Raw genomic sequence first — 12,119 nt, forward strand, 5'->3', positions numbered from 1 at the left:
ACAGCATTTTTCGCTCGATGCCACGCGTGCCGGTCCCGTTTCGGGAACTGGCCACGAAGGATTCAACACCATTGGGATCGAAAAATGCCGGGCCTGAATTGTTCCGGTTGATGCACTGCAAAACCATGCGCGCAAGGCATTATTCTATGTGTTCTGCGCATAACCTTGCATCAAAAAAATCGGGTTGCTCACCCGCACCGAGTCACATCAGCACGTGACTCCGCTGCCTGCCATGCTTGCTTTCAGGCGGTTCGCCGGGCTGAATCACCGCCTCGTCTTCGTCGTCCCGACGCCTGCCGTAAGGACTCACAGGCCACGCCACCATGCGACGATGAACAGCACCACCACCGCCGCTACATAGGCCTGCAGGCTGTAGCGCACGTTGCCGCGTGCCAACTCACCTCCCGACACGCCGTAGCGCCCCTGCAAAGCCAGGTGGATTCCCGACATGGGACTGGCCGCCAGGCCGATGGCCCAGCACTGCACATAGACCACCGCCATCAGCACCGGGTCGGGGTTGAGCGGCGCCAGCCAGGCCGCGACGGTGGCGATGGAGATGACCGCATGGATGCCGAGCACACACAGGAAGATCATGCCTGCAAGCACCAGTGCCGCCTGTGGCGCCCCCACATGCGCCATGGGCAGCCAGCCGCCACTGCTGGCGATGAGCGCATCCAGCCCGGTTGCGAACACGGCGGCGGCAAGAAACAGCGACATCTCGCCACGCATCGCGGGCAGACGACGCACCACATGGCGTGCCATTTGCGTTCCCCCTTCGACCACTCCCGCGCGCACGATCAGCACGGTTACGGCCATCACGGGCGCGGCAAAGGTGACAACCGCCAGCGTCGACCAAGACGGGACGAGCCAGTGCCCGACGATAACCATCAAGGCCAGCAGCGCCGGCACCCAAAGCGCAGCGGGGCGCATTGGGTAGCCGACGAAGTCGCGCCCAAGCGCGGGGTCGCGCAAGAGGTCGCGCGCTGCGAGAACGATCATCACCAAGGCAAGCGGAATGCCTGCTGCAGCCAATTCGGCCAGCGTGGCGCCAGGCGCGTAGGTGAGCGCAACCGCCGTAGCAGCGAAGAACGGTGACCACAGCGCCCCACCCAGAAAACCGCGCGTAAGCGCATTGAGTTGCACGATCGAGGGCGACTTCCCACCCCCCATGCGATCTCCCATGATGAAGACCGCGGACAGATTGATCACGGCGCCAAAGGCGTGAACACCCGCAATCGTGCGCCACAGGGCCCCCGGTCCGCGCGGTGCCTCCCCCGCCTCACCCAGACCGAGCAGTTGCAGGAAGCTGACCCCGGCCAGCATCCCCAGCAGTGCGATGTTCTTTGTCAGCACACCGGTCCATGGCCACTGACCACTTTGCAGGCCGGACCAGACCAGCGCGGCCACCCCGATGATGATCAGCAGAAGGGCCACCCGGCGCTGACGGCGATGCAGCCCCGCCCACATCAGGGCCACCGCCCCCCAGGCCGCCACACCGCCGATCCATTCGGGCACACCGGTGGCCGCCCCCGAAAGGATGGCAATGAATGTCATGAACAGGATCAGCAGCGCGGCAAGGCGATCGGCGAGTTTGCGCGTAAAGAGGGGCATGTAGCAGGATGACCATGGGAAGTTCGGGCTCCCCGGAGCGTACACCGGAAGCGTGTTCCACGTCCCATGTTGGGCGCAGCGCAATGGCCAATGCACGCATGTCCGACTCGGGAATGCGCTGGAAGGGATAAGATGTCGGCCGATTCACACAGCGCATGCGCCGGAGCCTGTCCCGATCCGTGAGCGCCGCGTCAACACCTCGCCCAATCTGCCATGCCAATCCTGCCTGCCAGCTACACCCTTGCCGACGACGGCACACCCTACTCCGACACCTTCGAAGACGTCTATCATTCCGCCGCCGGTGCGATCGGGCAGGCGGAGCACGTTTTCCTCGGTGGCAACGGACTGCCTGGGCGCTGGCGCGGGCGCGACCGCTTCGTCATTGTCGAGACCGGCTTCGGGCTCGGGCTGAATTTTCTCGTGGTCTGGGCGGCATGGCGCGCCGACCCCGAGCGCGCTGCAACCCTGCATTTCGTCTCCTGCGAGCTGCACCCGTTCGCGGTCGAAGACCTCGCTGTGCTGCATGCGCGCTGGCCCGAGTTTGCACCGCTCGCGGCAGAACTCCAGGCGGCCTGGCCCAGCCTGACACCCGGTGTGCACCGACTGCATCTGGACAAGGACCGGGTGTTTCTCACCCTGTATTTCGGCGATGCGCGGGACGGCCTGGCGCAACTCGACGCCCGCGCTGACGCCTTCCTGCTCGACGGTTTCTCGCCTGCTTGCAATCCGGACCTGTGGTCGCAGAAGGTCTTTCACCTGCTTGGGCGGATGGCTGCGCCGGGCGCGACGCTGGCAACGTGGTCGGTTGCCGGTGAAGTGCGCGAAGGCCTGCGCCGCGCCGGCTTTGAAGTGCAGAAGGCGCCCGGCTTCGCCGGCAAGCGTCAGATGCTGCGCGGCCATCACCCCGGGCCTCGTGGCGGACAGGCGGAAGCGCCCCCCCTGCCCCCCGAATCCGATGCGCCGCAGACCGTGCGCCACGCCATCGTGATCGGCGCCGGCGTTGCCGGCAGTTCGGCGGCCGAGCGCCTTGCAGCACGTGGCTGGACCGTAGATGTCATCGACGCAGCCGACCGCCCCGGTCAGGGCGCCTCGGGCAACCACGCCGGCGTGCTGCGGCCGCTGCCGAGTCTGGACGACAACCGGATGAGCAGGCTGACACGCGCCGGTACCCTTTATGGCTGGCGCCACATTCGTCGCCTGCGGGCGCACGGCATCAGCGTCCGGGCCGAGGACTGCGGCGTGCTGCATCTGGCGCGCGACGCTGCGCAGCTGGACAAGATGCGGGCGGTGGTCGAACGCCTCGCCCTGCCCGCGTCACTGCTGCGTTTCGTCGATGCGGACGAAGCTGAACGCATCGGTGGCTGGCCCGTACCGCTGGGTGGCTGGTGGTTCTCCGACAGCGGCTGGGTGCAGCCCCCGACCCTGTGCGCTGCCAATCTGGCCGCACACCCGCAGCAGATCCGCACCCACTTCGGCTGCCCGGTCGCGCAGATCGAACGTGTCGAGGACGACTGGCGAGTGCTCGATGCAGACGGACGCCTCATTGCCGCCGCGCCTGTCCTCATCATGGCAGCCGGAACAGGGCTGTGCGACTTTCCGCTGGCCGAAGCACTGCCGATGGTCAGCGCCCGGGGCCAGGTAAGCCTGCTTGAGGCTGCCACCGGCAGTGCGCCCAGGGTCGTGATGTGTCGCATGGGCTATGTCAGCCCCGAGGTAGATGGCCTGCGCTGCGCCGGCGCGACCTTCGATGTCGGGGACGATGACACGCATCTGCGTGAGCGTGACCACCGTGAAAACATCGACAAGCTCGAAGCCATGCTGCCCGGCTACACCACCCAGCTCGGCCCGACCGCACTGCGCGGGCGCGTGGGATTTCGCCCGGCATCGCCCGACCGCCTGCCCATGGTCGGCGCGATCCCGTCCGTCAGCAGCGTCGCACCGCGTACCCCACTTTCGGAAATACCGCGCCACGCCGGGCTGTACGCGCTCTCCGGCTTCGGCGCCCGCGGCCTTGTGTGGGCTGCGCTGGCGGGGGAGTTGATGGCTTCCCTTATTTGCGGGGAGCCCGCACCGGTGGAGAATGACCTTATCGCGGCGGTGGATCCTGCACGTTTTATACTGCGTCCTGTGCGCCAATCAGCCACCGACGACTGAAATCCAATCCACTGGAACCGCCCAATCATGGACGCCATCGCACTTTTCTTCGTACTGGGTTTCGCTGCGCGCCTGGCCCGCTCTGACCTCAAGCTTCCGGCCCAGCTCTACGAGGCGCTTTCCATCTATCTGCTGCTCGCCATCGGCCTCAAGGGCGGCATGGAGCTGGCCAAGCAGTCACCGATGGACGTCCTTCCCCAGGCAGTGGCCGTGATCGCGCTGGGCATCGTCATCCCGCTGGTCGCCTTTCCCATCCTGCACAAGCTCGGTCGTCTCGACCGCTTCAACGCCGCATCCATCGCCGGGCACTACGGCTCGGTGAGCGTGGTCACCTTTGCGGTGGGTATCGACTACCTGAGCGCGCGCCAGCTGGCCTACGAGCCCTACCTGCCGCTGTTCCTGGTCTTGCTCGAAATGCCCGGCATCGCGGTCGGCGTGCTGCTGGCGCGACTTGGTGGCAATACCGGCTCGGTGCGCTGGGGCCCCTTGCTGCACGAAATCTTTCTCGGCAAAAGCATGGTGCTGCTCGCCGGTGGCCTGCTCATTGGCTGGGCGGCAGGACCAAAGGGGCTCGCACCACTGGAACCCTTCTTCTTCGGCCTGTTCAAGGGCGCGCTGTGCCTCTTCCTGCTGGAGATGGGCCTGGTGGCTGCCGCCCAGGCGGGTGCGCTGCGCACCAGCGGGGCCTTTCTCGCCGGCTTCGCCATCGTGATGCCGATCCTCTCTGCGGTATTCGGCACCGTCGTCGGTACCGCAATCGGGCTCTCCGCGGGCGGCACCCTGCTCCTGGCCACGCTGGCTGCGAGCGCGTCCTATATCGCCGCACCCGCCGCAATGCGGATCGCCGTGCCGGAGGCGAATCCGGGACTCTCGATCACTGCGGCGCTGGTCATTACCTTCCCCTTCAACATCCTTGTGGGCATCCCGCTCTACCACCGCATCGTCGGTCTGATCCACGGAAGCTGAAACCATGCCTAATACCCATCCTTGCAAGCTCGTCGTCCTCATCACCGAAAGGGCGCTCGAGGAAAAACTGGCCCAAGACGTCATGCATCTCGGCGCGCACGGATACACCGTGGCCGATGTGCGCGGAAGCGGCAGCCATGGCAACCGCGCCGGCACCTGGGATGCCGACCGCTCGATCCGCATGGAAGTGCTGTGCGACACCAACACCGCGGTCACCATCACCACGCATGTAGAAGCCCGTTACTTCGAGCACTACGCCATGGTCGCCTTCGTCGCAGACGTAGGCGTGCTGCGACCGCAGAAATTCGCCGGCTGAAGCGGACCGCGTGGCGCACTGTTCGGGCAGCTGCTTGACGTTCGTCACGAATGATTCGCGAAGACCGGGCTAGACTTCGTTTGATCAACGCCCGGTCGTAATGTCGTGCCTTACAAGCTTGTCGTCCTGATTGCCAGCACTGCCCTTGCTGCACTTTTCGCGGGTGGCGCAGTGTTATCGCTGCAACAGCATGACAATCGACTGAAGCTTCAGCTCGAGACACAAGCCGTACGACTGCAGAGCATTTACGAAGTGTCCATGGACGAGCTCGAGCATGAAGCACGGGCGCTCGCATACAACATGGCCGCCGACCCCGAAATTGCACGCATTCTTGGGGAAGCAAACCACTTCCTCCGCGCAGGCGGTGAAAGCAATGACGCGCGCGCAGTCGAGTTGCGTGCCGCACTCACCGCCAAGCTGGATCTGCAGTGGCAGGACATGCATCGCATGTTCGACCTGCGCCAGTTTCAGTTTCTCCTCACCCCCGACCTGCGCTCTTTCCTCCGCTTTCATGCCACGGAACGCTACGGCGACAGCCTGATGGAACTCAGGCCGATGATGCGCAGCATTCAAAGTGACCGTATTCCACGCAGCGGCTTCGAGATCGGTCGTGCATTTGCCGGCATACGTGGCGGCGCCCCCGTCATCCGGTCCTACGCCGATGGACACACGGCGCCGGTCGATGCACAGCAAGCCGGCGAAACGGGCGAGCATGTCGGCACACTTGAGGTTGGCATCGGAATCGATGGCCTGCTCAAGCGACTGAGCGAAAAGCTCGATATCGGCATCGCAGTCCTGCTGAGGCCCGAACGTGTCACACAGGCGATGTGGTCGCTTTATCAGCCTGCGACCCGCGCCCCCGAGCGCAGCAACTGCTGCTTTCTGCTGTCGGCATCCCGCCCCGAGGCCGCCGCCTGGCTTGCCGCCGCCCTGATCGGGCGTGGCAAGCCGGAGCCGGAGTCGTGGCTCCAGACCTGGGAGCAGAAGCGATTTCAAGTGATCCGCTTTCCGCTGTTCGATTTCCTCGGCAAGCAGAATCCGGCAAGACCCCCGGCCGGCAGCATCCTGATCTGGCGCAACGCAGAGACCGAGCTCACCGCGCACACGAAAGCCCGAAGCATCACCCTCAGGAATGCGTTCGCAGGCTATGCCCTGGTGCAGTTGATCGTGCTGCTGTTGCTGAACCTGTCGCGCAGGGAATGGAAGCGCCAGCTCGATTTGCAGACCGCCGCGATCAGTCGCTTGTCGCAGCAGAATGCCCTGCTGCTGAACACGGCCGGCGAAGGCATCTACGGTGTGGAGCCGAATGGCGTGACGAGCTTTATCAACCCTGCCGCGCTCACGATGCTTGGCTACACCGCGGCACAAGTCGTCGGCGTAAACCAGCACCGGCTGTTTCATCATCATCACGCGGACGGATCACCCTATCCGGACGAAGCCTGCCCGATATTTCAGACGCTGCACGATGGCAAGCGCAGAAGCTGCGAAGACTGGTTCATCCGGGCCGACGGCACCGCATTCCCGGTGGCAATGACCGTTGCGCCGATCGACGATGGCGATCAACAGGGCGGCGCCGTCGTGGTGTTTCGCGACATTTCCGAGCTGAAGGAACAACGGGAAGCATTGCTGCAACTGGCCACCACCGACTCTCTGACGGGCGCATCGAACCGGCGCCAGTTTCTGGAGAGACTGGATGAGGAGCTCGCCCGCCTGAAACGCAAGGGCGGCACGGCCTCGATACTGATGGCCGACCTTGACCACTTCAAGCACGTCAACGACACCCACGGCCACGCGGCGGGTGATGCTGTGCTGAAGCACTTCGTCGAGATCGTGCGCCAGACCCTGCGCAAGACCGATGTGATCGGACGCCTGGGTGGCGAAGAGTTTGCAATCCTGCTGCCCGGCGATGGCATCGAGGGCGCGCGCGATTTCGCCGAACGGCTGTGCGAGGCCGTGAAAACCTCACCATCGAGCTTTGAACGCACACCGATACCGATCAGCGTGAGCATCGGGATCGCAAGCCTGAACACGCGCGATGGCTCGGCAGAAGCCTCGCTGCAGCGCGCAGACAAGGCGCTCTACGACGCCAAGAAAGCCGGGCGCGACCAGGTCAGGATTCACACGCCCGGGGAATCAGGCACAGGCCGGGCCACCCCAGAGGCAGCCCGCTGATCGCGAGGTCTCAGCCGCAACGCGCCAGGCGCGACAACACGCGCTCGCGGCCCAGCACCTCGAGCACCGCGTCAATTGACGGTGTCTGCGGGACGCCGAGGACGGCCACCCGCAGCGGAATCGCGACCTGCGGCATCTTCAGGCCATGCTCGGCCATGGTGTCCTTGATCGCCTGGCTCAGCACGGCCTTTTCCCACACAGCGGACTCGAAACGTGTGCGCAGGCTCGCCAGTGCCGCACGTGCGGTCTCGGTGAGATGCTGACCGACCACTTCAGGTGCCGGGTGCACATCGGCACAGAAGAGTTCGGCGGAATCCGTCAGCTCGTTGAGGGTGGCTGCGCGATCCTTGTAAAGCGCCACCACGGCATCCAGCGCCGGGCCGGCTTCCGGGTCCACGCCACGACGGGCAAGGCGGCTTGCCACTTCGCCAGCCAGGCGGCTGTTGTCTGCCTGCTTGATGTAATGGGCGTTGAGCCAGTTGAGCTTCTCGGTATTGAACTGAGCGGCCGAGGGCGTGATGTGATCGAGATCGAACCACGCGACGAACTGCTCGCGGGTGAAGACTTCGTCGTCGCCGTGACTCCAGCCCAAGCGTGCCAGATAGTTGATGACCGCCTCGGGCAGGTAGCCTTCGTCGTCGTACTGCATCACGCTCACGGCGCCATGGCGCTTCGAGAGCTTGGTACCGTCGTCGCCGAGAATCATCGACAGGTGGGCGTACTGCGGCACCTGCGCGCCGAGCGCCTTCAGAATGTTGATCTGGCGCGGCGTGTTGTTCACATGGTCGTCACCGCGAATCACCTGGGTGATGCCCATGTCCCAGTCGTCCACAACCACGCAGAAATTGTAGGTCGGCGTGCCGTCGGGACGGGCGATGATGAGGTCGTCCATTTCCGCATTGGCGATCTCGATGCGGCCCTTGACCAGGTCGTCCCACGCCACCACACCGTCGATCGGATTGCAGAAGCGCACAACCGGCTTCACGCCTTCCGGCACCGGCGGCAGCACCTTGCCCGGCGCGGGACGCCAGCGGCCGTCGTAGCGCGGTTTTTCGCCACGTGCGCGCTGAGCCTCACGCAGCTGGTCGAGCTCATCCGGGCTGGTGTAGCAGTGATAGGCCGTGCCGGCGGCAAGCATCTGATCGACCACTTCCTTGTAGCGATCCATGCGCTGCATCTGGTAAAACGGGCCTTCGTCCGCGTCGAGCCCCAGCCACTTCATGCCGTCGAGGATGGCCTGAACCGCCTCGGGCGTGGAGCGGGCAACATCGGTGTCCTCGATGCGCAGCACGAAATCACCCTTGTGGTGACGGGCATAGGCCCATGAGAACAGGGCGGTGCGGGCGCCGCCGATATGCAGATAACCCGTGGGGCTTGGCGCGAAGCGGGTGCGAACGTGAGCAGTCATCGAATATCCCCTGGCATTGGGCGCGGACAAGCTCGGTGCAAGGACGTCGCCACAGTCTGAAAATAAAAAAACCCCGCCGTCGAGACGACGTCGGGGTTGGTATCTGGTGGGCGGTACTGGGATCGAACCAGTGACCCCTGCCGTGTGAAGGCAGTGCTCTACCGCTGAGCTAACCGCCCGGTCAGCGGGGATCAATCCCTCTGCCGGCTTTCGCAACGAGTTCCCACCGTTGGTGGGCGGTACTGGGATCGAACCAGTGACCCCTGCCGTGTGAAGGCAGTGCTCTACCGCTGAGCTAACCGCCCTTCGCGAAAGAGGCCGGATTGTAGAAGCCGGGCCGGATAACGTCAATAGCCACGCACAGTGTTCGCGACCACCGGCGTCGTCAATCCAGCGCCAGCTCGGTCAGCACACGGTTGCGACCACTGTTCTTGGCGGCATACAGCGCCTTGTCGGCGCGCTCGAAAATGCCGTCAAAGGCTTCGTCGTCGTGCCGGGACGCCACGCCGAGCGAAACCGTGAATGGATCGAGCGCGAGTTTGTCCTGACGCCGGATGAGGCGCAGGCGCTCGACCTTGACCCGTATCGATTCAGCCAGCACTTCTGCCTCGTGAAGACTGCGTCGCGGCATCAGGATGACGAACTCCTCGCCACCGAAGCGCACGGTCACATCCTCCGGGCAAACCGCGGTCCGCATCACCTTGGCAACATGACGAATCACGACATCGCCGACCGCATGGCCGTAGGTATCGTTGATGCGCTTGAAATGATCGATATCGAGGACGACCACCGAGAGCGGCTCACGCGCACCGGAAACCGCCATCTCGTCGAGGTGATACTCCATGCCGCGGCGGTTGAGCAGGCCGGTCAGGGGGTCGCTGAGTGCCTCACGCCGATGGCGCTCAAGCTCGTCGCGAAGCTTTCGCGCTTCCTGGTCGGCGGAGTCGAGACGCGCCTTCAGGGTTGTGTTACTTGAATGCACCTTGGCAGTGGCCGCCAGCAGATCCGCGGCAATCGCGGTCACCGCCTCGCTGTCGTTCCTGCGCTTCAACAGGCTGATGTTGTTTTCCACTGCAGAGTGGAAACCCGAAGCGTGCTCCCCTGCTTCGCTGATATCGCCGATCAGCCCGTCGACCAGTTCCTGCAGGCTTCCGCCCAGACCGCGCAGATTGCGGAACTGTTCGATCGCGAGATGCTCGTCGTAAAGCTCGCGCATCAGCAGATCGTCGAGTCGCTTGTCCGCCGCGAGATGGGCGTCGACGCGGGCGTTCAGCGCAGCATCGCCCCCCATCCGGTACTCGTAGGCAACGGCGTAGTTGATCGGGCTGGGATGAAGAGCATGAACGATCAGAAACTCGATCACCTCATGAGCGAGCACCCGGGCATCGCTATGGGTTGCACCCGGCTGCACCGCAGCGGGCTCGGCACTGACACCACTCATCTGACCACCGGTTAACTACGTTATTCACGAAATTCATGCAAATACCATTCACGACGCACCAAGGAGGTGCAGTCATGCCTGTCTACATGGCTGTTTTAATGAGTTTAACGCGATGAGGATGACAACTCCAACCGAAGTCATCAAAAGCCCTAAAACCGCAGGCGCTGTATCGGAAAGCGCCTGCCAGACCCCCTGTCTCAGACCCGCTCAGCGATGAAGCGCTTGATCTGCTCGCCGTCAGGCGCCATCACTTCGACGCGCTGAGGCAGTGTCTCGAGCCCCTGCAGATCAGCCGGCACCTCGGGGTCGCGCCCGAGCGCTTCGCGGATGGTTTCGGCAAACTTCACCGGCAGCGCCGTTTCCAGCACCAGCAGGGGCACACCCGCCGGGACTTCGGCTGCGAGTTCGCGCGCAACCTTGACGCCATCGGCGGTGTGGGTGTCGATCATCACGCCGTAGGTTTCGTAGATGCTGCGGATGGTGTCCAGACGGTCGGCGTGACTGCTGCTGCCCGACACAAAGGCAAAGTCGTCCAGACGGGCAAACCACGGCGTGGTGCTGAGATCGAAAGCCCGACCGGCATCGACCTCCGCCCACAGCTCGGCCACCTTCTTCGGGTCGCGGCCGACGAGGTCGAACACGAAGCGCTCGAAGTTGGACGCCTTCGAGATATCCATCGACGGGCTCGAGGTCACGCTGGTCTCTGCGGTCTTGCGCGGGCGATACACACCGGTGCGGAAGAACTCGTCGAGCACGTTGTTCTCGTTGGTGGCGAGAATCAGCTTTGCCACCGGCAGGCCCATCTGTCGGGCGATATGACCGGCGCAGATGTTGCCGAAGTTGCCCGAGGGCACGCAGAACGCGACCTGCTCGTCGTTCGACTTCGTGGCCTCGAAATAGCCCTTGAAGTAATACACGATCTGGGCTGCAACGCGCGCCCAGTTGATCGAATTCACCGCGCCGATCTTGTGCTTCGCCTTGAAGGCGTGATCGTTGGAGACCGCCTTCACGATGTCCTGCGCATCATCGAACATGCCGGTAACGGCAATATTGAAGATGTTGTCGTCCTGCAGCGAGTACATCTGCGCACGCTGGAAGGCGCTCATCTTGCCGTGCGGCGACAGCATGAACACCCGCACGCCCTGTTTGCCGCGCATCGCGTATTCGGCCGCAGAGCCGGTGTCGCCCGAAGTCGCGCCGAGGATGTTGATGCTCTCCCCGCGCTTGGCCAGCACGTACTCGAACAGGTTGCCGAGCAGCTGCATGGCCATGTCCTTGAAGGCCAGCGTGGGGCCATTGGACAGCTCCAGCAGACCCAGCTTGCCGTCCTCGAGCCAGCGCACCGGCGTGATGTCGGCCGCGTTGTCGCCGGGGCGCACGTGGCAGTACACCGCTGCGGTGTAGGTCTTGTCACAGATCGCCTTCAGGTCTGCAGCGGGAATGTCGGTGATGAACTTCGACAGAATCGCAAAGGCAAGCTCCGCATAGGACAGCGAGCGCCAGGCGTCGAGCTCTTCCCGGCCGATCAGCGGATAGGACTCCGGCAGGTAGAGACCGCCGTCGGGGGCGAGGCCGCCGAGCAGGATGTCGCAGAATTCCGGATTGGCGGGCTGGCCGGCATGGCCACGGGTGGAGATGTACTTCACGGAACAGTCCTCGGAGTCAGCTGATTCTGCGCACGCCGATCACCGGCGCACGAATGCGAAGGCGTGAGTTTAACGAAAGTGCGTGGAGATTCGCAGGTTTGTGCATCACGCCGGCACGGTGACAACCGACATCCGCGCCGCTTGCAGCGCCATGAGCGACGCGGCCGACACCCGGAGCGGGTTCAGAGCCATTGAAGAAGGTCCATCGCCTCACACCCGTCACGCCACTGCCGCGGCGCGCCGAAACCCGGTCAACGGTGTTTTGCTGGCGCAACATGATCGACCTTTCGCATTAGAATTTCACTTTCACGACGCCCTCATCCCCAGACTTGACCATGACCCGCCAGCTCTCCGTGCGCCTGACCACTGCCCTGCTCTCCGAGGCCCACCGCAGCGTTCGACACT

At 64.0% G+C, this 12,119-nt stretch carries 8 protein-coding genes and 2 tRNA genes; 4 read left to right on the plus strand and 6 right to left on the minus strand.

Annotation, left to right across the window (positions count from 1 at the left end; all coding sequences use genetic code 11):
• Nucleotides 1–306: 306 nt before the first annotated feature.
• Nucleotides 307–1,611, minus strand: coding sequence for a hypothetical protein (locus CEW87_RS18450; RefSeq protein WP_199917055.1), 1,305 nt, complete (start codon nucleotides 1,609–1,611; stop codon nucleotides 307–309).
• 213 nt (nucleotides 1,612–1,824) lie between these two features.
• Here CEW87_RS18450 and mnmC point away from each other — a divergent pair, with 213 nt between their 5' ends.
• From mnmC to CEW87_RS18470, 4 genes are all read left to right on the plus strand, one after another.
• Nucleotides 1,825–3,765 carry a bifunctional tRNA (5-methylaminomethyl-2-thiouridine)(34)-methyltransferase MnmD/FAD-dependent 5-carboxymethylaminomethyl-2-thiouridine(34) oxidoreductase MnmC gene (gene mnmC, locus CEW87_RS18455; protein ID WP_108975341.1) on the plus strand — a complete coding sequence of 647 codons (1,941 nt, stop codon included), beginning with the start codon at nucleotides 1,825–1,827 and terminating at the stop codon, nucleotides 3,763–3,765.
• Nucleotides 3,766–3,792: 27 nt separating this feature from the next.
• Nucleotides 3,793–4,731 carry a sodium-dependent bicarbonate transport family permease gene (locus CEW87_RS18460; RefSeq protein ID WP_108975343.1) on the plus strand — a complete coding sequence of 313 codons (939 nt, stop codon included), beginning with the start codon at nucleotides 3,793–3,795 and terminating at the stop codon, nucleotides 4,729–4,731.
• 4 nt (nucleotides 4,732–4,735) lie between these two features.
• Nucleotides 4,736–5,047: a P-II family nitrogen regulator gene (locus CEW87_RS18465; RefSeq protein WP_108975345.1), complete on the plus strand. Its 312-nt coding sequence runs from the start codon at nucleotides 4,736–4,738 to the stop codon at nucleotides 5,045–5,047.
• Between the two features lie 105 nt (nucleotides 5,048–5,152).
• Complete coding sequence (locus CEW87_RS18470) at nucleotides 5,153–7,219, plus strand: diguanylate cyclase (RefSeq protein WP_108975347.1); 2,067 nt, start codon at nucleotides 5,153–5,155, stop codon at nucleotides 7,217–7,219.
• A gap of 10 nt (nucleotides 7,220–7,229) precedes the next feature.
• On the opposite strand, the gene gltX is transcribed toward CEW87_RS18470, so the two are convergent.
• The 5 genes from gltX to thrC form a co-directional block, all read right to left on the minus strand.
• A complete protein-coding gene (gene gltX, locus CEW87_RS18475) occupies nucleotides 7,230–8,627 on the minus strand; it encodes a glutamate--tRNA ligase (RefSeq protein ID WP_108975348.1) in 1,398 nt (465 codons plus the stop codon).
• A gap of 104 nt (nucleotides 8,628–8,731) precedes the next feature.
• A tRNA-Val gene (locus CEW87_RS18480) sits at nucleotides 8,732–8,806 on the minus strand.
• Nucleotides 8,807–8,857: 51 nt separating this feature from the next.
• A tRNA-Val gene (locus CEW87_RS18485) sits at nucleotides 8,858–8,932 on the minus strand.
• A gap of 80 nt (nucleotides 8,933–9,012) precedes the next feature.
• Nucleotides 9,013–10,068, minus strand: a complete 1,056-nt coding sequence (locus CEW87_RS18490) for a sensor domain-containing diguanylate cyclase (RefSeq protein ID WP_108975350.1) — start codon at nucleotides 10,066–10,068, stop codon at nucleotides 9,013–9,015.
• A 197-nt stretch (nucleotides 10,069–10,265) separates the two neighbouring features.
• Entirely contained in the window at nucleotides 10,266–11,714 is a 1,449-nt protein-coding gene (thrC, locus tag CEW87_RS18495; protein WP_108975352.1) for a threonine synthase, read from the minus strand.
• Nucleotides 11,715–12,119 lie beyond the last annotated feature (405 nt).

Source organism: Parazoarcus communis, assembly GCF_003111665.1.
Lineage (GTDB): Bacteria > Pseudomonadota > Gammaproteobacteria > Burkholderiales > Rhodocyclaceae > Parazoarcus > Parazoarcus communis_B.